Raw genomic sequence first — 23793 nt, forward strand, 5'->3', positions numbered from 1 at the left:
GTGTATGACCGACGTTTCATTCCGGCCCGCCGGCGACGGGTTGTCATTGCCGCCGCAGCGGGTGCTGACGGTGCGCGATCTGAGCATCCGTTTTCCTCAAGCGGACGGCGCCGTGGAAGCGGTGCGCAACCTGTCGTTCGATCTCGATCGCGGCGAGACGCTGGCGATCGTCGGTGAGTCCGGCTCTGGCAAATCGGTGACTTCACTGGGACTGATGCGGCTGGTGGAGCAGGGCGGTGGGCGCATCGTCAGCGGCGCCATGACGCTACGCCGGCGCGACGGCGCGTTGCTCGAGCTGGCGCATGCCTCGCAGAGCACGCTGCGCACGGTGCGCGGCGCCGACATGGCGATGATCTTCCAGGAGCCGATGACCTCGCTCAACCCGGTATTTCCGGTCGGCGAGCAGATCGCCGAATCGCTGCGCCTGCATCAGGGCATGGACCACCGCAGCGCGCGTCAGGAGGCGCTGCGCATGCTCGATCTGGTGCGCATTCCGGAGGCCAAAGAGGTGCTGGGGCGCTACCCGCATCAGCTTTCCGGCGGCATGCGCCAGCGGGTGATGATCGCTATGGCGCTCTCTTGCAAGCCGGCGTTGCTGATTGCCGATGAACCCACTACCGCCCTCGACGTCACCATTCAGGCGCAGATCCTGCAGCTGATCCGCGTGCTGCAACAGGAGATGCAGATGGGGGTGATCTTCATCACTCACGACATGGGCGTGGTGGCAGAGATAGCCGACCAGGTGCTGGTGATGCGCCGCGGCGAGCAGGTGGAACAGAATCGAGTGCGTGAATTATTCGCCGCGCCGCAACAGGCCTATACCCGGGCGCTGCTGGCGGCGGTGCCGAAGCTGGGGGAGATGGCCGATCGGCCGCTGCCGGCGAAGTTTCCGCTGGCGGATGGCGAGGGGGATACGGCGCCGCAGGATACCGTGCCGCCAGACGCTGCGCCGATCCTGCGGGTGGAGCATCTGGTCACGCGTTTTGATCTGCGCGGCGGGTTGTTCAATCGGGTCACTCGCCGGGTGCACGCGGTAGAAAACGTCAGCTTCGATCTTTACCCTGGCGAGACGCTGGGGCTGGTGGGCGAGTCCGGCTGCGGTAAGTCCACCACCGGGCGCGCTTTGCTGAAGCTGGTGGACAGCCAGAGCGGCACCATCAACTTCGCCGGGCGGCGGATAGACCAATTGAAGGGGTCGGCGCTGCAGCATCTGCGGCGCGATATTCAGTTCATCTTTCAAGATCCTTACGCCTCGCTCGATCCGCGCCTGACGGTCGGTTTCTCCATCATGGAGCCGCTGTTGGTGCACAACGTGATGCGCGGCCGTGAGGCGGAACGGCGGGTGGCCTGGCTGCTGGAACGCGTAGGTCTGCAGCCGGAGCATGCGCGCCGCTATCCGCACGAATTTTCCGGCGGCCAGCGCCAACGCATCTGCATCGCGCGCGCGCTGGCGCTGAACCCGAAAGTGGTGATCGCCGATGAAGCGGTCTCGGCGCTGGACGTGTCGATTCAGGCGCAGATCGTCAATCTGCTGCTCGATCTGCAGCGTGAGTTCGGCATCGCTTTTCTGTTCATTTCACACGACATGGCGGTGGTGGAGCGTATCAGCCACCGGGTGGCGGTGATGTACCTCGGGCAAATTGTCGAGATCGGCCCGCGGCAGGCGATATTCGACAATCCGCAGCACCCCTATACCCGCAAGTTGATGGCGGCGGTGCCGGTAGCCGATCCCGCTCATGCCCACAAACGGCAGCCGCTGCCGGCCGATGAGATCCCGAGCCCAGTGCGCGCACTGGGCGATGAACCCGTTACCGCACCGCTGGTGCAGGTTGGCGCCGGGCACTTTGTCGCCCGCCACCCGATCGCCGGTGCTTTTTAAAGACCTCAGGAGAGACAAGCGACATGAAGCACACATTCAAACGCAATGCGCTGTTGGCCGCCATACTGCTGGCGGCGGGAACCGGCCCGGTTTGGGCGGCGAAGGACGCGGTGATTGCCGTGGCGTCCAATTTCACCACTCTTGATCCTTACGACGCCAACGACACGCTGTCGCAGGCGGTGGCCAAGTCTTTCTATCAGGGGTTGTTCGGCTTCGACAAGGACATGAAGCTGGTGAACGTGCTGGCGGACAGCTATGAGGTCAGCAAAGACGGCTTGACCTATACCGTCAAACTGCGTCAGGGCATTAAATTCCACGACGGCACCGCGTTCAACGCCGAGGCGGTGAAGGCCAACCTCGATCGCGCCAGTAACCCGGACAGCCACCTCAAGCGCTACAACCTGTTCAAGATGATCGACAAAACCGAGGCGGTGGACGCCAATACGGTGAAGATCGTGCTGAAGGCGCCGTTCTCGGCGTTCGTCAACAATCTGGCGCACCCGGCGGCGGCGATCATCTCCCCGGCGGCGCTGAAGCAATACGGCAAAGAGATCGGTTTCCACCCGGTCGGCACCGGGCCGTATCAGTTCGTGACCTGGAACCAGACCGATTTCGTCAAGGTGAAGAAGTTCGACGGCTACTGGCAGCCGGGGCTGCCGAAGCTCGACAGCATCACCTGGCGCCCGGTGGTGGATAACAACACCCGCGCGGCGATGCTGCAGACCGGCGAGGCGACCTTCGCCTTCCCGATCCCTTACGAGCAGGCCAAGGTGCTGGAGGGCAACGCCAAGCTGGACGTGGTGGCTGCGCCGTCGATCCTGCAGCGTTACATCAGCATGAACGTCACTCAAAAGCCGTTCGACAACCCGAAGGTGCGCCAGGCGCTCAACTACGCGATTAACAAGGACGCGCTGATCAAGGTGGCGTTCGCCGGTTATGCGGTGCCGGCGGAAGGGCCGGTGCCCCCGGCCATCGATTTCGCCGCCCGCTATAAGCCGTGGCCGTACGATCCGGCCAAGGCGCGCGAGCTGTTGAAAGAGGCCGGCTACCCGAACGGCTTCACCACCACGCTGTGGTCGTCCCACAACCACAGCACCGCGCAGAAAGTGCTGCAGTTCACCCAACAGCAGCTGGCGCAGGTGGGGGTGAAAGTGACGGTGACGGCGATGGATGCCGGGCAGCGCGCGGCGCAGGTGGAGAGCGTCGGGGTGAAAGACACCGGCGTGCGGCTGTTCTACACCGGCTGGTCGGCCTCGACCGGGGAAGCGGACTGGGCGCTGTCGCCGCTGTTCTCCACCCAGGCGGCGCCGCCGAAGCAGTTCAACACCGCGTTCTACAGCAACCCGCAGGTGGACAAGGATCTGACCGACGCGCTGGCGACCACCGATCGCGCCGAGAAGCAGAAACTGTATCAGGATGCACAGGATCGCATCTGGGCCGACGCGCCCTGGATCTTCCTGGCAACCGAACGTCTGTTGTCGGCCAACAGCAAACAGCTGAGCGGCTTCTACGTGATGCCGGATACCTCGTTCAACTTTGATAACGCCGATCTGAAATAAGGCGCCCATCCCCGCCTGCGGCCAGACGGCGGCAGGTGGGGGAAGGAATGAGATGCTCAATTATTTTCTGAAACGACTGCTGGGCCTGATCCCGACGCTGCTGATCGTGGCGGTGCTGGTGTTCCTGTTCGTCCACCTGCTGCCGGGCGATCCGGCGCGGCTGGCGGCGGGGCCGGAGGCCGACGAGGCGGTGGTGCAGCTGGTGCGCAAGGATCTGGGGTTGGATAAGCCGCTGCCGCAGCAGTTCGCGCACTTTTTCGTCAACGCGCTGCGGGGCGACTTCGGCATCTCGATGGTGTCCAAGCGCCCGGTGAGCGAAGAGATCGCCTCGCGCTTTATGCCGACCTTCTGGCTGACCGTCGCCAGCATGCTGTGGGCGGTAGCGTTCGGCCTGGCGATCGGCGTGGTGTCGGCGGTGTGGCGTAACCGTTGGCCGGATCGTCTCGGCATGACGCTGGCGGTATCGGGGATCTCGTTCCCGGCCTTTGCGCTCGGCATGCTGCTGATGCAGGTGTTCTCGGTCGAGCTGGGGTGGCTGCCGACGGTGGGCGCCGACAGCTGGCGGCACTACATTCTGCCTTCTATCACCTTGGGGGCGGCGGTGGCGGCGGTGATGGCGCGTTTTACCCGCGCTTCGTTCGTCGAGGTGTTGCAGGAGGACTACATGCGCACCGCGCGCGCCAAGGGCGTTCGGGAAAGCGTGGTGGTGATGAAGCACGGCCTGCGCAACGCGATGATCCCGGTAGTGACCATGATGGGGCTGCAGTTCGGCTTCCTGCTCGGCGGTTCGATCGTGGTGGAGAAGGTGTTCAACTGGCCGGGGCTGGGGCGCTTGCTGGTGGACTCGGTGGAGATGCGCGATTACCCGGTGATCCAGGCCGAGGTGCTGCTGTTCTCGCTGGAGTTCATCCTGATCAACCTGCTGGTGGATATGTTGTACGCGGCGATCAACCCGGCGATTCGTTACCAATGAGGAGGCGGCATGATTAAGCATTGGCGGCGCAACGCCGCACTGAAGGCGATGCCGCTTATCGACCCCAACGCGGTACGCACGCCGTGGGGCGAGTTTTGGCGGCGTTTTCGCCGCCAGCGGGCGGCGCTGGTCGCCGGCCTGTTGGTGCTGCTGCTGATTGCGGCGGCGCTGCTGGCGCCTTATCTGGCGCCGTTCGATGCGGAAAACTATTTCGATTACGACCGGCTGAACGAAGGGCCTTCGCTGATGCACTGGTTGGGGGTGGATTCCCTCGGACGCGATATTTTCAGCCGCATCCTGATGGGCGCGCGCATTTCGCTGGCGGCCGGGGTGTTCTCGGTGCTGGCGGGCGGGGCGATCGGCACCCTGCTGGGGCTGCTGGCCGGTTACTATGAAGGCTGGTGGGATCGCCTCACCATGCGCGTCTGCGACGTGCTGTTCGCGTTTCCCGGCATTTTGCTGGCGATCGGCGTGGTGGCGATCATGGGCAGCGGCATGGCCAACGTGATCGTCGCGGTGGCGATCTTTAGCATTCCGGCCTTCGCCCGCCTGGTGCGCGGCAATACGCTGGTGCTGAAGCACCTGACCTATATCGAGTCGGCGCGCAGCATCGGCGCCTCGGACTGGACCATCATCCTGCGGCACATCCTGCCAGGCACCCTGTCTTCGATCGTGGTCTATTTCACCCTGCGCATCGGCACCTCGATCATCACCGCCGCCAGCCTGTCGTTTTTGGGCCTGGGCGCCCAGCCGCCGACGCCGGAGTGGGGGGCGATGCTCAACGAAGCGCGCGCCGATATGGTGATCGCGCCGCACGTGGCGATCTTCCCCAGCCTGGCGATATTCATCACCGTGCTGGCGTTCAACCTGTTGGGTGACGGATTGCGCGACGCGCTCGATCCGAAATTGAAGGGGTGAGGGCATCGCTGAATTGGCATACCCCTGTTTTACGAGTATAATTGATGAAAATTTGACCCGTGTATATTACAGGGATGAGGTATGGATATGGCAAATAGCAATGTGACGAAAAAGACAGTCAACGTAACCATCGATCGCGATCTTTTCCAGCGCGCAAAATCCCTGGGCGTCAATGTGTCATCCGTATTGACGGACGCATTGAGCGTCCGCGTCAGGGATATTGAGATTCAACAGTGGCGCGAGCAAAATCGCGCGGCCTTAGAAGAACTTAATCGTATCACTGAAGAAAATGGTTTGTTGTCTGATGAATATCGGACATTTTAAATATGCAATTTACCGTATATGACAATACGTATCCGGCATCAGCCTATCCCTACTTACTGGACGTTCAAAGCGATCTTATTGATGTCCTCTCGACCCGGTTAATGATCCCCCTTTATGCTTTGGATAACGTCAGGGTTAAAATTTCTGCACGTTTATGCCCGGAGATTGAGGTCAACGGCGAAAAGTTTCTTGTTATGACGCATGAGATGGCTGCCGTACGTATTTCGCAGATTGGGAAGGCCGTTGGTAATGTCAATGAGCACAGGAATCAAATTAAAGCCGCTATCGATTTTCTGATTGATGGCTTTTGAATAAATCCGGGCGGTTAAACCGCCCGGATTTTTATCAGCGGAACAGGTGCTCGGCGTGGAAGCGCAGGTGATCTTCCACGAAGGTGGCGATGGTGAAGTAGCTGTGATCGTACCCCGGCTGAATGCGCAGCGTCAGCGGCCAGTCGCGCTGGCGCGCCAGTTCGGCCAGCCGCGCCGGCTGCAGCTGATCGGCCAGGAACTGGTCGTCATCGCCCTGATCGATAAGGACCGGCATTTTTTCCGCGCCGCTGGCCAGCAGATGGCAGCTGTCGTACTGCAGCCACTGGCTCTCGTCGCTGCCCAGATAGGCGGTGAACGCCTTGCGGCCCCACGGCACCTGGCACGGGTTGACGATCGGCGCGAACGCCGATACCGAGCGGAAGCGCTGCGGATTGCGAAACGCCATCATCAGCGCGCCGTGGCCGCCCATCGAGTGGCCGAAGATCGACTGACGATCGCTGACGCTGAAGTGCTGTTCGATCAGCGCCGGCAGTTCGGCGCTGATGTAGTCGTACATGCGGAAGTGGCGATCCCACGGCGCCTGGGTGGCGTTCAGGTAGAACCCGGCGCCCTGGCCCAGATCGTAACCTTCGTCGTTCGGCACCTCGTCACCGCGCGGGCTGGTGTCCGGCATCACCAGCACCAGGCCCAGCTCGGCGGCGATGCGCTGCGCGCCGGCTTTCAACGTGAAGTTCTCGTCGTTGCAGGTCAGCCCCGACAGCCAGTACAGCACCGGCGGCGGGTTGTCATCGCGCGGCGGCGGCAGGTAGATGCTGAATGTCATGTTGCAATTCAGGCTCTGCGCCGCGTGGCGATAACGCTGTTGCCAGCCGCCGAACATGCGGTGCTCTTCGAGAAGTTCCAATGACAGCGTCATCTCTGCCTCCTGGCTTATTTGTCGAAGTGGATGACGGAACGGATCGATTTGCCTTCGTGCATCAAATCGAACGCTTCGTTGATCTGCTCCAGCCCCATGGTGTGGGTGATAAAGTCGTTCAGCGCGAATTCGCCGTCCAGATAGCGCTCGACGATGCCCGGCAGCTGCGAACGGCCCTTGACGCCGCCGAATGCCGAGCCGCGCCAGACGCGGCCGGTGACCAGCTGGAACGGCCGGGTCGAAATCTCTTCGCCGGCGCCCGCGACGCCGATGATCACCGATTCCCCCCAGCCCTTGTGGCAGCACTCCAACGCGGAACGCATCACGTTGACGTTGCCGATGCACTCGAAGGAGAAGTCGACGCCGCCGTCGGTCAGCTCGACGATCACCTCCTGAATCGGTTTGTCATAGTCTTTCGGGTTGATCAGATCGGTAGCGCCCAGCTTGCGCGCCAGATCGAACTTGCTGGTGTTGATGTCGATGCCGATGATGCGGCCCGCGCCGGCCATCTGCGCGCCGATGATCGCCGACAGGCCGATGCCGCCCAGGCCGAAGATCGCCACGGTGTCGCCCGGCTGCACTTTGGCGGTGTTCATCACCGCGCCCATGCCGGTGGTGACGCCACAGCCCAGCAGGCACACTTCTTCCAGCGGCGCTTCCTTGTTGATTTTCGCCAGTGAAATCTCCGGCACCACGGTGTATTCGGAGAAGGTGGAAGTGCCCATGTAGTGGAAGATCGGCTTGCCGTCCTTGAAGAAGCGGGTGGTGCCGTCCGGCATCAGGCCTTTACCCTGGGTGGCGCGGATCGCCTGGCACAGGTTGGTCTTGCCGGATTTACAGAATTTGCACTCGCCGCACTCCGGGGTGTAGAGCGGGATCACGTGATCGCCGACCGCCACGCTGGTGACGCCTTCACCGACCGCTTCCACCACGCCGCCGCCCTCGTGGCCGAGGATCGCCGGGAACACGCCTTCCGGATCTTTGCCGGACAGGGTGTAGGCGTCGGTGTGACAAACGCCGGTGGCGACGATCCGCACCAGTACTTCGCCTTTTTGTGGTGGCATCAGCTCGACTTCTTCGATCTTCAGCGGCTGGTTCGGGCCCCAGGCAACGGCGGCGCGGGTTTTGATCATCTCCATCATAGTCTCCTCAGTGGTTTTCTTTTTAAATCAGGCGATATCGAAAACGTCTGATAAATCGTTGGGGGTGCTTTCATCAACAGCGGCGGTCTCCGTCTGTTCAATAATCAACTCTTTCAGCGCGCGCACGTTCGGCCCGAACGCGTCGCGGCGCCACAGCAGCCAGGTGGCGGTGTCGGCCACGTCCGGCGGCAGGGTGTGAACTCGAACCCGCTCATGGCCCGGCAGCAGGCTGAGCACCGAATGCGGGATCATCGCCAGCCCGGCGCCGCTGGCGACGCAGGCCAGCATGGCGTGATAGGACTGGATCTCCATAATTTGCCCTGGCCGCGCGCCTTCGCGCTTGAACCAGGCCTCCAGCCGCAGGCGGTAGGAGCAGCTGGCGCGAAAGGCGAACAGCGTTTCGCCATTGGCGTCTTTGGCGCTGTGGATCGGCGCGTGATCGAGACAGGAGATCACTACCATATGTTCAGGATAGGCGATGCAGCCGTTCAGCTCGTCATAGGGCACCGGGCCGTCGACCAGCGCCGCCGCCAGCGTGCCGGCGCGCACCCGATCGGCGATTTCGCCGGAGGTGCCGGTGGTCAGCGACAGCGAAACCTGCGAGAAACGCTGGTGGTAAGCCGCCAGCAGCGAGGGCAGGCGGGTGGCGGCGGTGCTCTCCATCGAGCCGAGGGCGAAGTTGCCCGCCGGTTCGCCGGCGTGGGTGATGCTCATCGCCTCGTCGCTGAGCGCCAGGATGCGGTTGGCGTAGCACAGAAAGTTATGGCCCATCGGCGACAGGCGCAGGCGCTGTTTTTCGCGGATAAACAGATCGGCGCCCAGCTCCTGCTCAAGCTGGCGCAGCCGGGTGGTCAGGTTCGACGGCACGCGGTGCAGCTGCTCGGCGGCGCGGGCGACCGAGCCGGTTTCCGCTACGCAGCAGAACATGCGAAGCTGGGTCAGATCCATAATATTCTCGTTTCGTGATGAACTTGATTAGTATTATTCAGTTTTTGTGAGTTTAATACTGCGGCATGATACTGGCAACTTTCTTTTAACCTTTTGGATACCGGTATGGCTTTACGTATTGCCTTGAGCGGTTTTGCCGCGCTGATCGTCGCGATGGGCATTGGCCGCTTCGCTTTCACCCCGCAGGTGCCGCTGATGATCGCGGAACATCAGTTCAGCCTCACCGGCGCCGGGCTGGTGGCGGCGATCAACTATTTGGGCTACCTGTGCGGCGCCTACGACGCGATGCGCGCCACGCGCCACGTCGAGCGGCGTCTGTGGCTGGGCGTATGGGGCGCGATGGCGCTGACGCTGCTGTCGGCGCTGGCGCAGGATGCATGGACGCACGGCGCGCTGCGCTTCGTCATCGGCTGGGCCAGCGGCTGGGCGATGGTGCTGGTGGCGGCCTGGACCAACGAGCGGTTGGCGCACTACGGCCGGCCGGCGCTGAGCGCGGCGGTATTCGCCGGGCCGGGCGCCGGCATCTTCCTTAGCGGCATGCTGGCGGTGGGCATCAACGCGCTGGGGCTGACGGCGGCGCAGGCCTGGCTGGTGTATGGCGGGCTGGCGCTGGTGTTGGTCGGGGGGATTAGCGCCTTTCTGCCGCGCAGCGGCGAGCTGCATCGCCCGGACGTGGCCCCGGAGCCGCTGCTGCTGACGCCGGCGCTCAAACGCCTGGTGTGGAGCTACAGCCTGGCCGGCTTTGGCTACATCCTGCCGGCGACGTTCTTGTCGCAGATGGCGGCCGCGCGCTTTCCCGGTAGCCTATTCGCGCAGTTCGTCTGGCCGGTGTTCGGCGGCGCGGCGGTGCTGGGGATTGTGATCGGCATTTTGACCCGCCATCGGCTGACCACCCAGACCCGGCTGGCGATCACGCTGTGGATACAGGCGCTGGGCGTGCTGAGCGCCGAAGCGGTGCCGGGTGTGACCGGCCTGGCGTTGGGGGCGTTGCTGACCGGCGGCGGTTTCCTCTGCGTGGTGCAGCTCGCCCTTCAGCACGGCCGTGAACTGGCGCCGCGCCATGCGCGCTACATGGCCGGATTGCTGACCACCGGTTATGCGATCGGCCAACTGGTCGGGCCGATGCTGTCGGCGCTGTCGACCGCCATGACTCATCGGCTGGAGCCGGCGCTGTACGTGGCGGTGGCGGCGCTGTTGGTGGCCGGTGCGCTGGTAGTGAATACCCCGGCGCGGCGGTTGGCGCAAAAAACGGCGATGCGCTGATTAAAATCCATACAAAAAAAGCGGGATCCCGCAGCCGGCCTGATTGTGCTAAATGCGAATATTTCACCTGCGGATGAAGCACAATCACTGGATAATCGCCGCGCTCTCATCTACAGTGGGGCAAAATCTTGACCGGGTTCACGTTATCCATCACGAAAACTCTGCCGTCACGAGAGCAAGCAATTCGCCGGCCGCACGCCCTACCAGGCCGCCGGCGGGTTCCGTCCGCAGGAGAACAAATACATGACATCATTAAGTAAAGAAGCCGCGCTGGTGCATGCGGCACTGGAAGAGCGTGGTCTGGAGACACCGCTGCGCGGGGAAGTGCTGGATCGCGAAACGCGCAAGCGTCGCATCAAAGAGCACATGACTGAAATCATGCAGCTGCTGAATCTCGATCTGTCTGACGACAGCCTGGCGGAAACGCCGCATCGCATCGCCAAAATGTATGTCGACGAGATCTTCTCCGGGCTGGACTACGCCAACTTCCCGAAAATCACCGTCATCGAGAACAAGATGAAAGTGGATGAGATGGTGACGGTGCGCGATATCACGCTGACCAGCACCTGCGAGCACCACTTCGTCACCATCGACGGCAAGGCTACCGTGGCCTATATCCCGAAAGACTCGGTGATCGGTCTGTCGAAGATCAACCGCATCGTGCAGTTCTTCTCCCAGCGTCCGCAGGTGCAAGAGCGTCTGACCCAGCAGATCCTGGTCGCGCTGCAGACCCTGCTCGGTACCAATAACGTGGCGGTATCGATCGACGCGGTCCATTATTGTGTCAAGGCGCGCGGCATTCGCGACGCGACCAGCGCCACCACCACCACCTCGTTGGGGGGGCTGTTCAAGTCCAGCCAGAATACCCGCCAGGAGTTCCTGCGCGCGGTGCGTCATCACCAGGGGTGATGGCGTTGCGGGGCGACTCGCAATAGCATAACAGGCGCCTGCGGGCGCCTTTTTCATGAGCGGAAGACAGCGATAAAAAATGAACAGTCATCCTCTGCCGCGCATCGCTACGCTGGACTGCGTGCGCGGCATCGCCATCCTCGGCATCTTATTGCTGAACATCAGCGCCTTCGGCTTGCCGAAGGCCGCCTATCTCAACCCGGCCTATTTGGGGATGCCGTCGTCGCGCGATGCCTGGACCTGGGCGCTGCTGGATCTCTTCGCCCAGGCCAAGTTCCTGGCGATGTTCGCGCTGTTGTTCGGCGCCGGGTTGCACATGCTGCTGCGGCGCGGCAAAAGCTGGATCCGCGCGCGGCTGTCGTGGTTGGTGCTGTTCGGCCTCGCGCACGCCATCTTCCTGTGGGACGGCGATATTCTGCTGGCCTACGGGCTGATCGGCCTGGTGTGCTGGCGCATGATCCGCGAGGCCAAAGAAACTTTCCAGCTGCTGAAAACCGGCGTGGTGCTCTACCTGATCGGCGTGGCGGTGCTGCTGCTGCTCGGTTTTATCTCGCACGGTGAACCGGGCAGCTTCTGGCAGCCGGGCGTGGCGGAGTTGCAGTACGAGAAGTTCTGGAAGCTGCAGGGCGGTTTCGAAGCCTGGCGCAGCCGCGCCGATCTGCTCTCGTCCAGCCTGCTGGCCATCGGCGCGCAGTATGGCTGGGAGCTGGCGGGGCTGATGCTGTTCGGCGCTGGGCTGATGCGCAGCGGCTGGCTGCGCGGCAGCTACTCATCCGGCTATTACCTGAGGCAGGCGGCGTGGCTGCTGCCGCTTTCGGTGCTGATCCAGCTGCCGACGGTGGCGCTGCAATGGCAGGTGCAGTGGGACTATCGCTGGAGCGGTTTCCTGCTGCAGGTGCCGCGTGAGCTGGGCGCCCCGCTGCAGGCGATGGGCTATCTGGCGCTGTGTTACGGTTTCTGGCCCGCACTGTCGCGCCTGCGCATCGCCCACTGGCTGAGCCAGGTGGGGCGCATGGCGCTGAGCAACTACCTGCTGCAAACGCTGATCTGCACCACGTTGTTTTATCGCTTCGGTCTCTATGAGCAGTTCGACCGGCTGCAGCTGTTGGCGTTCGTGCCGCTGGTCTGGCTGGCCAACCTGGCGTTTTCCGTACTGTGGCTGCGTTATTTCGCTCAGGGGCCGATGGAGTGGCTGTGGCGCAAGCTGACGCAGCTGGCCGCCGGCGAAGCGGAGCCCAAAACGCTGAAATGAGTGCCCATCGGCAGGTTAAAAAAATGTATGTAAACGTTTTCTTTCCTGTGACGTAATTCACGCGAGCAGCGGGCCAATCGGGGTAGGATAGCGCCACCGGCCACTACCCCGATTTCAGGATCCCGCATGCCTCCAGTTCATCCGATCACCATTCGCGACGTGGCGAAACGCGCCGGGGTCTCCGTGGCGACCGTCTCCCGCGTGTTGAACCACAGCGCGCTGACCAGCAAGGAGACGCGCGAGCAGGTGCTGCAGGCGGTGGCGGATCTGGGCTATCGCCCCAACGCCAACGCGCAGGCGCTGGCGACCCAAAGCAGCGATACCCTGGGCGTGGTGGTGATGGACGTCTCCGATCCGTTCTTCGGCGCGCTGGTGAAAGCGGTTGACACGGTGGCGCAGAAACACCACAAATACCTGCTGATCGGCAACAGCTATCATCAGGCGGACAAAGAGCGCCATGCGATCGAAGTGCTGATCCGTCAGCGCTGTAATGCCCTGATTGTTCACGCCAAAGCCCTGAGCGACGCCGAGCTGATCGGCTTTCTGGAGCAGGTGCCGGGCATGGTGCTGATCAACCGGATTATCCCCGGCTATGAGCCACGCTGCGTCGGGCTGGATAACGTCTGCGGCGCGGAAATGGCGATGCGTCTTTTGCTGTCGCAGGGCCATCGGCGCATCGGCTACCTGGGCTCCAATCACCCGATCGAAGACGGGCCGCTACGCCAGCGGGGCTATGCGCAGGCGATGGCCGCCGCCGGGCTGGCCACGCCGGACAACTGGCGCGCCTACGGTTCGCCGGATCTGCAGGGCGGCGAGGCGGCGATGGTGGAACTGCTGGGGCGTAATCTACAGCTGAGCGCGGTGTTCGCTTACAACGACGCCATGGCCGCCGGCGCCATGGCGGTGCTGAAAGAAAACGGTATCACGGTACCGCAGCATTTCTCGCTGATCGGCTTCGACGACATTCCCATCGCGCGTTACACCAGCCCCAAACTCACCACGGTGCGTTACCCGATCGTTTCGATGGCCACGCTGGCCACCGAGCTAGCATTGCAGGGCGCAGCAGGCCTGGCGGAGCCGCAGGCCGCTCATCTGTTCATGCCGACGCTGGTGCGGCGCCATTCTGTCGCCCCCTGGCAAAGTGAGGCGACGGTCACTCTCTGACGATTTAATCCTGTGTAACCGTTTTCAATCTGTGAGAAAATTCACAGAATATTAACATCACGCCGTCTATGCTCTAGGCGTTTTCCGGCGCAAAGGCCCTTGCCGCTGCAACCTTTATCTCGCGCTGACACAGCATTTCTCGGAAATAATAAGATCCACGGACGACAGGTGTTGAGTGGAAATCGCCTGGCCTGGGGTGTGCGCACTGCCGGTGACCATTGGCTCAAAGACGAGTAATACCCTACACAGAACCGGAGACTGACAATGAATAAGAAGGTTTTCACCCTGGCCGCCATGGCCGCAGCCATGATGTTTGGCGCCGCAGCCCATGCTGATACCCGTATTGGCGTCACGATTTACAAATACGACGACAACTTCATGTCGGTGGTGCGCAAGGCGATCGAGAAAGATGCCAAGGCTTCGCCGGACGTCACTCTGCTGATGAATGACTCGCAGAACGACCAGTCCAAACAGAACGATCAGATCGACGTGCTGCTGGCCAAGGGCGTGAAAGCGCTGGCGATCAACCTGGTCGACCCGGCCGCGGCACCGGTGGTTATCGATAAGGCGCGCGCAAACGATATCCCGGTGGTGTTCTACAACAAAGAACCTTCCCGCAAGGCGTTGGACAGCTATGACAAGGCATATTACGTCGGCACCGACTCCAAAGAGTCCGGCGTGATCCAGGGCGAGCTGATCGCCAAACACTGGCAAGCCAACCCGGCCTGGGATCTGAACAAAGACGGCCAGATCCAGTTCGTGCTGCTGAAGGGCGAACCGGGCCACCCGGATGCCGAAGCGCGCACTACCTACGTGGTGAAGACGCTGAACGAAAAAGGCATCAAGACCCAGCAGCTGCAGATGGATACCGCGATGTGGGATACCGCGCAGGCGAAAGACAAGATGGACGCCTGGCTCTCCGGCCCGAATGCCAACAAGATTGAAGTGGTGATCGCCAACAACGACGCCATGGCGATGGGCGCGGTGGAAGCGCTGAAAGCGCACAACAAGACCAGTATCCCGGTGTTCGGCGTCGATGCGCTGCCTGAAGCGCTGGCGCTGGTGAAATCCGGCGCGATGGCGGGCACGGTGCTGAACGACGCCGACAACCAGGCGAAAGCCACCTTCGAGCTGGCGAAAAACCTGGCGGCAGGCAAACCGGCCACCGAAGGCACCCAATATAAAGTCGAAAATAAAGTCGTGCGTATCCCTTACGTCGGTGTAGATAAAGACAACCTGTCTCAGTTCGTTAAATAAGAATTGAGATCCCGCTAAGACCCCGCCTGCGGCGCCAACACCAGGGATACCGCCGGCGGGGATGTTTACGACTGCAAGATCGTTAAGCCAGGTGTATTTATGGCCGATAGCTCACGCGAATTTTTGCTGGAAATGACGGATATCTGTAAGTCATTTCCCGGCGTCAAAGCTTTGGACAATGTCAATTTACGCGTCCGTCCGCACTCGATTCACGCCCTGATGGGGGAGAACGGGGCGGGGAAATCGACGTTGCTGAAATGCCTGTTCGGCATTTATAAAAAAGACAGCGGCAGCATTGTGTTTCAGGGCAGGGAAATCGATTTCAAGAGCTCGAAGGAAGCGTTGGAACACGGCGTTTCGATGGTACATCAGGAGCTGAACCTGGTGCTGCAACGCACCGTGATGGACAACATGTGGCTGGGGCGCTATCCGACCAAAGGCCTGTTCGTCGATCAGGACAAGATGTTCAAAGACACCCAGGCGATCTTTGACGAGCTGGATATCGACATCAACCCGCGCGAAAAGGTGGGCAACCTGTCGGTGTCGCAGATGCAGATGATCGAGATCGCCAAGGCGTTTTCCTACGACGCCAAGATCGTCATCATGGATGAACCGACCTCTTCGCTGACGGAGAAAGAGGTCAATCATCTGTTCACCATCATCCGCAAGCTGAAAGAACGCGGCTGCGGCATCGTCTATATCTCGCACAAGATGGAAGAGATCTTCCAGCTGTGCGACGAGATAACGGTGCTGCGCGACGGCCAGTGGATCGCCACCCAGCCGCTGGAAGGGCTGGATATGGACAAGATCATCGCCATGATGGTCGGCCGCTCGCTGAGCCAGCGCTTCCCGGACAGGCAAAACACGCCGGGTGAGGTGATCCTTGAGGTGAAGAACCTGACGTCGCTGCGCCAGCCTTCGATCCGCGATGTTTCCTTCGATCTGCACCAGGGCGAGATCCTCGGCATCGCCGGGCTGGTGGGCGCCAAGCGCACCGACATCGTAGAGACGCTGTTCGGCATTCGTGAAAAGGTGGCGGGCACTATAAAGCTGCACGGCAAGGCGATCGACAACCACAGTGCCAACGAAGCGATCAACCACGGGTTTGCGTTGGTGACCGAAGAGCGCCGATCCACCGGGATTTACGCTTACCTCGATGTGGGTTTCAACTCGTTGATCTCCAATATCCGCAATTATAAAAACAAGCTCGGCCTGCTGGATAACGCGCGGATGAAGAGCGACACCCAGTGGGTGATCGACGCCATGCGGGTGAAAACGCCGGGGCATCACACCCATATCGGCTCGCTGTCCGGCGGCAACCAGCAGAAGGTGATCATCGGCCGCTGGCTGCTGACGCAGCCGGAGATCCTGATGCTGGATGAACCGACGCGCGGCATCGACGTGGGCGCCAAGTTCGAGATTTATCAGCTGATGACCGAACTGGCGAAGAAGGGCAAGGGGATCATTATCGTCTCGTCCGAAATGCCGGAGCTTTTGGGGATCACCGACCGTATTTTGGTGATGAGCAATGGTCAGGTTGCGGGCATCGTTAACACCAAACAGACCTCGCAAAATGAAATCTTACGTCTCGCCTCCCTGCACCTTTAAGGATCGGAATTATGAACGCGCTAAATAAAAAAACCTTATTTACCTATTTCAAGGAAGGCGGCATTTACGTGGTGTTGCTGGTGCTGTTGGCCATCATCATCATTCAGGATCCTACCTTCCTTAGCCTGATGAACCTGAGCAACATCCTGACGCAGTCTTCGGTGCGCATCATCATCGCGCTGGGCGTGGCGGGATTGATCGTGACTCAGGGCACCGACCTGTCCGCCGGGCGGCAGGTGGGGCTGGCGGCGGTGGTGGCGGCCACGCTGCTGCAGTCGATGGATAACGTCAACAAGGTATTCCCGCACATGGAAACCTGGTCGATTCCCCTGGTCATCTTGCTGGTGTGTGCGGTCGGCGCGGTGATCGGCCTGGTTAACGGCCTGATTATCGCCTATCTCAACGTGACGCCGTTCATCACCACCTTGGGCACCATGATCATCGTCTACGGCATCAACTCGCTGTATTACGATTCGGTCGGCGCGTCGCCGGTCGCGGGTTTCGATCCGAAGTTTTCCACCTTTGCCCAGGGCTTCTTGCGCTTCGGCGACTTTAAGCTGTCGTACATTACCTTTTACGCGCTGATCGCCATCATATTCGTCTGGATCCTGTGGACCAAGACCCGCTTCGGCAAGAACATCTTCGCCATCGGCGGCAACCCGGAAGCGGCTAAGGTGTCCGGCGTCAACGTGCCGTTGAACCTGATCATGATCTATGCGCTGTCCGGCGTGTTCTACGCCTTCGGCGGCTTGCTGGAAGCGGGGCGCATCGGCAGCGCCACCAATAACCTCGGCTTTATGTATGAGCTGGACGCCATCGCCGCCTGCGTGGTGGGGGGCGTCTCGTTTGCCGGCGGGGTGGGTACGGTGTGGGGCGTGGTGACCGGGGTGATCATCTTTACCGTCATCAACTACGGCCTGACCTATATCGGCATCAACCCGTACTGGCAATACATCATCAAGGGCAGCATCATCATCTTCGCCGTGGCGTTGGACTCGTTGAAATACGCCAAGAAGAAGTAGGTTTACCGCAGTACAGACAACAAGGCCGGCCTATTTTGCCGGCCTTTCTTTTTGGGCGTTTTCTGCGTCAGGGCTGTTTGGCTTTCTGTTTCTCTTCTTTCAGCTTGTGCTCCAGCTCCACCAGCTGTTCCGGTGACACGGCGGGATAACCCTGGGCGTCTTCCGGCACGGTGTGCATGGCTGAGATCGGGATCAGCGGGCCAAGGAAGCGCGGCTCGCGCTTGAGGATGTACAGATCGGTCAGCGCGCCCAGACGGGCGAAAATCTCGCGGACCCGCACCGTCATCATGTCTTTCGGCGACGGCACCGCATAGCACTGCGCCTGAATGCCCATGTGCAGGGCGATGAACAGCGCCCGTTCGCAGTGGAAGCGCTGGGTGATGATGATGAAGTCGTTGGTGTCGAACACCTTGCGGGTGCGCACGATGGAATCCAGGGTGCGGAAGCCGGCGTAATCCAGCACGATATCGCTCGGCGCCACGCCGGCGGCGATCAGATCGCGCCGCATGGTCATCGGTTCGTTGTAGCTTTGCTGGGCGTTGTCGCCGCTCAGCAGCAGGTATTTCACCTTGCCGCTGTTATAGGCGTTGATCGCCCCCTGAATGCGGTAACGGTAGTACTGGTTGATCACCCCGGTGCGGTAATACTTGGCTGTGCCGAGCACCACGCCAACCTGGCGGTGCGGCAGCTCCTGCAGTTCGTCGTAGACGTAAGGCGCGGTTTTCCAGCTGATCCAGCGATCGAGCGCAATAGCCGAACCCATCAACACCGCAATGATGATGAACAGGCTGATGATCAGGCGTTTCCACATGTTGTTGCCTTACGCGCGCCGGGCTGAAAAAGATGGATCAAGGCTACTTTACCTGACCGATCGACGCAAGACGCGAACCGCCTGAAGCACGCGCAACGCCGCATTTTTAGGCGGTTTTGCCGCACAAAAAAGCCCGGCGGAGCCGGGCTGGGTCATTTCAGCGCGTTGATCAGAACGAAGTGCGCTTGTAGCTGCGGTACTGCGGTCGCCAGAAGTTGTGCTCGATGGCTTTCGACAGCGCGTCTTCGGAGGTGACGATCGCCACACCTTGCAGCTGCGCCGCTTTACCCACTTCCATGGCGATGCACTTCGACACGCCCTGAATATCGTCGATATTCGGCAGCAGCGCGCCGTGGCCGTCGGTGGCCAGCGGCGAACAGTCCGCCAGCGCGCGGCTGGCGGCCATCAGCATGGCGTCGGTGACGCGGGTGGCGCCGGAGGCCAGCACGCCGAGGCCAATCCCCGGGAAGATGTAGGAGTTGTTGCACTGGGCGATCGGGTACAGCTGCTCTTTGTAGCTCACCGGCGCAAACGGGCTGCCGGTCGCCACCAGAGCGGCGCCGTCGGTCCAGTTGATGATGTCTTCCGGACGGGCTTCCACGCGCGAGGTCGGGTTGGACAGCGGCATCACGATAGGGCGTTCGCAGTGCTTGTGCATCTCGCGGATCAGCTCTTCGGTAAACAGCCCCGGTTGACCGGACACCCCGATCAGAATGGTCGGCTTGGCGTTGCGCACCACGTCCAGCAGCGAGATGGCGTCGCTGGCGGTTTCCCAACCGGCCAGGTTGTCGCTCTTCTGCACCAGCTTGCTCTGGAAATCGAGCAGGTTCGGCAGTTTGTCGGTCAGCAGGCCGAAACGGTCAACCATGAACACGCGGGCGCGCGCTTCGTCTTCGCTCAACCCTTCGGACTTCATCTGCGCGATGATCTGCTCGGCGATGCCGCAGCCGGCGGAACCGGCGCCGAGGAAGGTGACGGTCTGATCGCGCAGCTGGCTGCCGGCGGCGCGGCTGGCGGCGATCAGGCTGCCGAGGGTGACCGCGGCGGTGCCCTGGATGTCATCGTTGAAGCAGCAGATCTCGTCGCGGTAGCGGTTCAACAACGGGGTGGCGTTGTTCTGCGCGAAGTCTTCGAACTGCAGCAACACGTTCGGCCAGCGGCGTTTGACCGCCTGAATAAACTCTTCGACAAAGGCGTGGTACTCCTCGCCGGAGATGCGCGGATGGCGCCAGCCCATGTACAGCGGATCGTTGAGGCGCTGTGGGTTGTTGGTGCCGACGTCCAGCACCACCGGCAGGGTGTAGGCCGGGCTGATGCCGCCGCAGGCGGTGTACAGCGACAGTTTGCCGATGGGAATGCCCATGCCGCCGATGCCCTGGTCGCCCAGGCCGAGGATACGCTCGCCGTCGGTGACCACGATCACCTTGACGTTCTGCTTGGTGGCGTTTTGCAGCATGTCATCGATGCGATCGCGGTTCGGGTAGGAGATGAACAGCCCGCGCGCGCGGCGATAGATATCGGAGAAGTGTTCGCAGGCCTCGCCGACGGTCGGGGTGTAGATGATTGGCATCATCTCGCTCAGGTGCGAGTCCAGCAGGCGGTAGAACAGGGTTTCGTTGGTGTCCTGGATGTTGCGCAGGTAGATGTGCTTGTCGTTATCGTTCTTGAAATCCTGATACTGACGGTAGGCGCGCTCCACCTGTTCTTCGATGGTTTCCACCGCTTCCGGCAGCAGGCCGTGCAGGTTGAAGTGGCTACGTTCTTCCTCGGTGAAAGCGCTGCCTTTGTTCAGCAGCGGAAATTCCAGCAGAATCGGGCCGGCGTAAGGGATATAGAGCGGGCGTTTGCTTTCGTATTCTAGTTCCATCAGTTTTACTCTTCACGTATCAGATAACTTTATTGCCGACGATCCTAAGAGATAAAGAGAAGATGTACAGCATTTGTTGCCAGATGATGAACCAGGTTGGCGTAATTATCGACAATCAAATGATTTTTTAACTAAAGAAAGTGTTTCTGGCGGCGTCGGGGCATTGTATTTGGCGGGCGGGGCTGTTAACGGCGGAACCGGATGGCCCCGCCATGGCGCGTTTAGAAAGCGGCGCGGCTGACGTTCTGGCAGCCCAGCGCTGTCAGGGTGGCGCGGGTGGCGTCCCATTGGCTGACGATCGCGTCCTGCGGTTCGGCCAGTACGGCGCGGCGAATGTTCAGGCAATCGCCGCCTGAGAGGTTCAGCAGGATCAGCGCGGCCTGCAGCGGCGGCAGACTCGGGTTGAAGGCGGCGTTTTCCGCATAACGGCCGGCATAGATAATGCCATCTGTCGTTTCCAGCGCTACGCCGCTGTGGGCGTTGCTGTACGGTGCGTGACTCTGATTGGCCGCCGCCAGTGCCGCCTGCGTCAGTGCGTCGTCCAGCGCCAGTTGGTGACCGTGATCGACCTTGTCCATCAGCAGCGAAGCGACATCCAGATCTTTCGGGCCGAAGGCGTCCGGCAGATAGTCCGCCAGCGTGGCCGGCGCGCGGCCCGGCAAACGGATTTGCAGCTCGCCGCCGCTGTTCAGCTCATTCATAAACTGGCGGCAGTGGCCGCACGGCGTGTAGTTGACGGTGACCGAGGCCAGCGCCGATTCGCCGCGCAGCCAGGCGTGAGTCACTGCGCTTTGTTCCGCATGCACGGATTGCTGCAGCGGCGCGCCGCTGAATTCCATATTGGCGCCGAAATAGAGGTTGCCACTTTGCCCGCGCGCGATGGCGCCGACGTGGAAATGCGATATCGGGGTTAACGAGCAGGCCGCCGCCAGCGGCAGCAGTGCGAATGCCAGCGCGTCATCGTCCAACCCGCAGCCTGAGCGGATCGCCGCCGCTTGCTCGGCCGTGAACATCGCCGGGAAGTCAGGCGCGTCCAGATAGGGCAGCAGGGCGGATTGCAGTGTCGCGGGCAGTGCGCTGAAAGCGGTGTGAAAACGCGGATGCATAGAAGGTCTCTCTACGAGTTAACGGGGTAACATTCTAGGCAGGCCAGAGACATTAAAATGTGATTAATGTCTCTTAATTGGTGAAATTAATGCAATGAAATAAATAAATGCGAGATGTATCGCAAGTTTCGCCGTATTCAGCCGAACAGATGCAGCAGCACCGGGAACAGGAACGGCGCCAGCAGTGAGGTGATGATGCCGCAGATCACCAGCGCCAGCGAGCCGAATGCGCCTTCCTGGTAGTCCATCTCCGCGCAGCGTGCGGTGCCCAGCGCGTGGGATGCGGTGCCCATCGCCAGGCCGCGCGCAGAGTGGGTGGTGATTTTCAACAGGTTGAACAGCGTATGGCCGAACACGGCGCCGAGGATACCGACGAAAATGACGCAGACTGCGCTGATCGCCGGAATACCGCCGAGCGAGTCCGCGACGGCCATGGCGATTGGCGTAGTGACCGATTTCGGCAGGATAGAGGCGGCGATTTCCGGCGTGGCGCCCAGCCACAGGGCGATGGCGCCGCCGCTGATCATGGCGGTCAGGCTGCCGATGAAGCACACCGCGATAATCGACTTCCAGCGCGCGCGGATCTGGTGCAGCTGTTCATACAGCGGGAAGGCCAGCGCGACAACCGCCGGCTGCAGCAGATCGTTGAGGATTTTGCTGCCCTGAAAGTAGCGCTCATAGGGGATGCCGGTGAGCAGCAGCAGCGGGATGATCACCACCATGGACACCAGCAGCGGATTGAGCAGCGGCATGTTCAGCTTGCGCGCCAGCCAGCGCGCGGCGAAATAGACCGCCAGCGTCAGCGGCAGCGACCACCAGATTTCATGGATCATGGGTTGCCCTCCGTGTCGTCGGGCTTACCGGCGATGCGGCGCTCGCGGTGAAAATAGTGTGAGGTATAGCCGACCACCACCAGCACCATCAGCGTGCTGATGAGGCAAGAGATGACCAGCGGGCCCAGATGCGCGACGATCTGGTCATAGTATTTCATCACCCCGACGCCGATCGGCACGAACAGCAGCACCATGTAGCGGATCAGCAAATGGCAGCCGGGTTTAATCCATTTGGCCGGCAGGATCTGGGTAGAGAGCAGGGCGAACAGCAGCAGCATGCCGAGGATGCTGCCGGGAATGGCGAACGGCAGCAGCGCCGCCACTGCATTGCCGACGAACAGACACAGGTAGATGAGGAGCAGGGCTCTCAGGTATTTCCAGCACAGTGTGAGCACGTTGGCCATTGTCTTTCCCCGTTTAATTGCTGCATTCATCATACAATTAAACTGTGAGCCATGCCACAGATCGCACCATGAATTATCGCTATGGGTGCCATACCCGATCGGCGGGTTGACAGCCTGCAATGGCTACCACGCGCGGGTTCAGCGCGTGTCTTCGGCCGCTGCCGCCGCGTGTTCTGCCAGCCGGTGGCCGAGGAAGAAAAACAGCAGGCTGAGCAGCGCGGCGACGATCAGCATCACGAACATCAGCGGCGGCGCGGCATAGCTGAGCAGCACCCCGCACAGTACCGGGTTGATGGCGCCGCCCAGCGCGCTGAGATTCTGTACTCCATAGTAGCTGCCTTTCAGGTGCGGGGGCGCGATAAAGTCGATGAACATGTATTCCACCGGGATCACGATGATTTCGCCGAGGGTAAACACCGCCATCGCCGCCAGCCACAGCCAGACCGCCTGGCCGGCCGCCATGAAACCGAGCAGCCCGACGATGAAAAACAGCGTGCCCAGCACCAGCCAGCGCAGCATGTTTTCCTGGCGCATACCGCGGCTGAGCAGGTATTGCAGGGCGATAACGATGCTGGCGTTGACGATCATCACCAGCCCGATGATTTTGTAGGCGAACTCGGCGCTGGAGACGGTGATCAGATACTGCGACAGATAGCCGGTGAACTGACCGAACACCACGGCGCCCAGGGTGCTGCCGAGGGTGAAGTAGATAAGCCGCCGATCGCTCCGCAGGATTGTCAGCGTCTGGCGGAAGTTGGGGAGCGCGGCCGGTGCGGCGGCTGGCGTTGCGCGCTGTTGCCGACCGCGCAAGCGCAGGCTTAGCGCCGCCACCGTCGCCAGCGCCAACCCGCCCGACAGGTAAAACGGCAGCAGCGGGCTAAGCCCGGCCACCAGAACGCCGAGCGCAGAACCGATCGCCCAGCCGACGTTGACCAGCGTGTAGTTGATTGAAAAAGCCTTGATGCGCTGCTCAACCGGCAACCCGTCGGCGAAGCAGGCCTTAATGGTGATGCTCAGCACCGAATAACAGGTATGCAAGATGGCCAGCACCACGATCACGCCGCCGGGGCGCGGGATCCAGGGAATGGCGAAGAAGCTCAGCGCAAACAATACAATCGACAGCAGGATCAGGCGGTTCTTGCTGAATTTGTCCACTAGATAGCCGCCGTACAGGCTGGCAAGGATGCCGAGGGTCAGGCTGACGCCCAGGATCACGCCCACGCTCTTCGGCAGCAGATGGAAATGCTCGGTGAGGTAGATGGTAATGAACGGCAGCGTCACGCCGCGGCCGATGGTCAACACCAGCGAACTGGCCAGCAGCATGTTAATCAGCGAGGGGAATCCCTTCATTCGAAGCCTGTTTATG

The 23793-nt window shown here is 61.3% G+C and carries 22 protein-coding genes; 13 read left to right on the forward strand and 9 right to left on the reverse strand.

Annotated elements, in window-relative coordinates:
* The first annotated feature begins 4 nt into the window (after positions 1 to 4).
* The 6 genes from ACJ8IL_RS06280 (at position 5) to ACJ8IL_RS06305 (ending at position 5964) form a co-directional block, all read left to right on the forward strand.
* On the forward strand, positions 5 to 1879 hold the full coding sequence (locus tag ACJ8IL_RS06280; protein WP_442516419.1) for a dipeptide ABC transporter ATP-binding protein: 1875 nt from the start codon (positions 5 to 7) through the stop codon (positions 1877 to 1879).
* A 23-nt stretch (positions 1880 to 1902) separates the two neighbouring features.
* Positions 1903 to 3438, forward strand: a complete 1536-nt coding sequence (gene gsiB / locus ACJ8IL_RS06285; RefSeq protein WP_025302140.1) for a glutathione ABC transporter substrate-binding protein GsiB — start codon at positions 1903 to 1905, stop codon at positions 3436 to 3438.
* A 52-nt stretch (positions 3439 to 3490) separates the two neighbouring features.
* A complete protein-coding gene (gene gsiC / locus ACJ8IL_RS06290; RefSeq protein WP_025302141.1) occupies positions 3491 to 4411 on the forward strand; it encodes a glutathione ABC transporter permease GsiC in 921 nt (306 codons plus the stop codon).
* Positions 4412 to 4420: 9 nt separating this feature from the next.
* Positions 4421 to 5329, forward strand: coding sequence for a glutathione ABC transporter permease GsiD (gsiD, locus tag ACJ8IL_RS06295; protein WP_169540348.1), 909 nt, complete (start codon positions 4421 to 4423; stop codon positions 5327 to 5329).
* 81 nt (positions 5330 to 5410) lie between these two features.
* On the forward strand, positions 5411 to 5653 hold the full coding sequence (locus tag ACJ8IL_RS06300; RefSeq protein WP_079449478.1) for a type II toxin-antitoxin system CcdA family antitoxin: 243 nt from the start codon (positions 5411 to 5413) through the stop codon (positions 5651 to 5653).
* A 2-nt stretch (positions 5654 to 5655) separates the two neighbouring features.
* Positions 5656 to 5964 carry a CcdB family protein gene (locus ACJ8IL_RS06305; protein WP_025302144.1) on the forward strand — a complete coding sequence of 103 codons (309 nt, stop codon included), beginning with the start codon at positions 5656 to 5658 and terminating at the stop codon, positions 5962 to 5964.
* Positions 5965 to 5998: 34 nt separating this feature from the next.
* Here ACJ8IL_RS06305 and fghA read toward each other — a convergent pair whose 3' ends face one another.
* From fghA to ptrR, 3 genes are read right to left on the reverse strand one after another with little or no spacing between them, the layout of a single operon-like run.
* Positions 5999 to 6841, reverse strand: a complete 843-nt coding sequence (gene fghA, locus ACJ8IL_RS06310; protein WP_015377214.1) for an S-formylglutathione hydrolase — start codon at positions 6839 to 6841, stop codon at positions 5999 to 6001.
* A gap of 14 nt (positions 6842 to 6855) precedes the next feature.
* Complete coding sequence (locus tag ACJ8IL_RS06315; RefSeq protein ID WP_016928454.1) at positions 6856 to 7980, reverse strand: S-(hydroxymethyl)glutathione dehydrogenase/class III alcohol dehydrogenase; 1125 nt, start codon at positions 7978 to 7980, stop codon at positions 6856 to 6858.
* A 30-nt stretch (positions 7981 to 8010) separates the two neighbouring features.
* A complete protein-coding gene (gene ptrR, locus ACJ8IL_RS06320; protein WP_060432733.1) occupies positions 8011 to 8931 on the reverse strand; it encodes a putrescine utilization regulator PtrR in 921 nt (306 codons plus the stop codon).
* A gap of 105 nt (positions 8932 to 9036) precedes the next feature.
* Between ptrR and ACJ8IL_RS06325 the strand changes: the two genes are divergently transcribed.
* The 7 genes from ACJ8IL_RS06325 (at position 9037) to mglC (ending at position 17406) form a co-directional block, all read left to right on the forward strand.
* On the forward strand, positions 9037 to 10194 hold the full coding sequence (locus tag ACJ8IL_RS06325; protein ID WP_197835481.1) for a YbfB/YjiJ family MFS transporter: 1158 nt from the start codon (positions 9037 to 9039) through the stop codon (positions 10192 to 10194).
* Between the two features lie 243 nt (positions 10195 to 10437).
* Positions 10438 to 11103 carry a GTP cyclohydrolase I FolE gene (gene folE / locus ACJ8IL_RS06330; RefSeq protein ID WP_004938969.1) on the forward strand — a complete coding sequence of 222 codons (666 nt, stop codon included), beginning with the start codon at positions 10438 to 10440 and terminating at the stop codon, positions 11101 to 11103.
* Positions 11104 to 11182: 79 nt separating this feature from the next.
* On the forward strand, positions 11183 to 12355 hold the full coding sequence (gene yeiB, locus ACJ8IL_RS06335; RefSeq protein ID WP_442516420.1) for a DUF418 domain-containing protein YeiB: 1173 nt from the start codon (positions 11183 to 11185) through the stop codon (positions 12353 to 12355).
* A gap of 126 nt (positions 12356 to 12481) precedes the next feature.
* Positions 12482 to 13519 (forward strand): HTH-type transcriptional regulator GalS, encoded by a 1038-nt coding sequence (gene galS / locus ACJ8IL_RS06340; RefSeq protein WP_025302148.1) that lies wholly within the window; start codon positions 12482 to 12484, stop codon positions 13517 to 13519.
* A gap of 264 nt (positions 13520 to 13783) precedes the next feature.
* Entirely contained in the window at positions 13784 to 14776 is a 993-nt protein-coding gene (gene mglB, locus ACJ8IL_RS06345) for a galactose/glucose ABC transporter substrate-binding protein MglB (protein ID WP_025302149.1), read from the forward strand.
* A gap of 99 nt (positions 14777 to 14875) precedes the next feature.
* Positions 14876 to 16384, forward strand: a complete 1509-nt coding sequence (gene mglA / locus ACJ8IL_RS06350) for a galactose/methyl galactoside ABC transporter ATP-binding protein MglA (RefSeq protein ID WP_004938959.1) — start codon at positions 14876 to 14878, stop codon at positions 16382 to 16384.
* An 11-nt stretch (positions 16385 to 16395) separates the two neighbouring features.
* Positions 16396 to 17406 (forward strand): galactose/methyl galactoside ABC transporter permease MglC, encoded by a 1011-nt coding sequence (gene mglC, locus ACJ8IL_RS06355; RefSeq protein ID WP_004938953.1) that lies wholly within the window; start codon positions 16396 to 16398, stop codon positions 17404 to 17406.
* A gap of 67 nt (positions 17407 to 17473) precedes the next feature.
* On the opposite strand, the gene sanA is transcribed toward mglC, so the two are convergent.
* From sanA to ACJ8IL_RS06385, 6 genes are all read right to left on the reverse strand, one after another.
* Positions 17474 to 18217 carry an outer membrane permeability protein SanA gene (gene sanA, locus ACJ8IL_RS06360; RefSeq protein WP_060432736.1) on the reverse strand — a complete coding sequence of 248 codons (744 nt, stop codon included), beginning with the start codon at positions 18215 to 18217 and terminating at the stop codon, positions 17474 to 17476.
* Between the two features lie 169 nt (positions 18218 to 18386).
* Positions 18387 to 20084: an NAD-dependent malic enzyme gene (locus tag ACJ8IL_RS06365; protein ID WP_004938945.1), complete on the reverse strand. Its 1698-nt coding sequence runs from the start codon at positions 20082 to 20084 to the stop codon at positions 18387 to 18389.
* Between the two features lie 221 nt (positions 20085 to 20305).
* Positions 20306 to 21190, reverse strand: a complete 885-nt coding sequence (gene cdd / locus ACJ8IL_RS06370; RefSeq protein ID WP_442516421.1) for a cytidine deaminase — start codon at positions 21188 to 21190, stop codon at positions 20306 to 20308.
* A gap of 137 nt (positions 21191 to 21327) precedes the next feature.
* Complete coding sequence (locus ACJ8IL_RS06375; RefSeq protein ID WP_147822994.1) at positions 21328 to 22023, reverse strand: CidB/LrgB family autolysis modulator; 696 nt, start codon at positions 22021 to 22023, stop codon at positions 21328 to 21330.
* Positions 22020 to 22427: a CidA/LrgA family protein gene (locus tag ACJ8IL_RS06380; RefSeq protein WP_442516422.1), complete on the reverse strand. Its 408-nt coding sequence runs from the start codon at positions 22425 to 22427 to the stop codon at positions 22020 to 22022. Before ACJ8IL_RS06380 ends, ACJ8IL_RS06375 begins: the two co-directional genes overlap by 4 nt.
* A 138-nt stretch (positions 22428 to 22565) precedes the next feature.
* Entirely contained in the window at positions 22566 to 23777 is a 1212-nt protein-coding gene (locus tag ACJ8IL_RS06385) for an MFS transporter (protein ID WP_049205818.1), read from the reverse strand.
* Between the last annotated feature and the right edge of the window lie 16 nt (positions 23778 to 23793).

Source organism: Serratia sp. CY47444 (assembly GCF_052168635.1).
Classification (GTDB): Bacteria; Pseudomonadota; Gammaproteobacteria; order Enterobacterales; family Enterobacteriaceae; genus Serratia; species Serratia bockelmannii.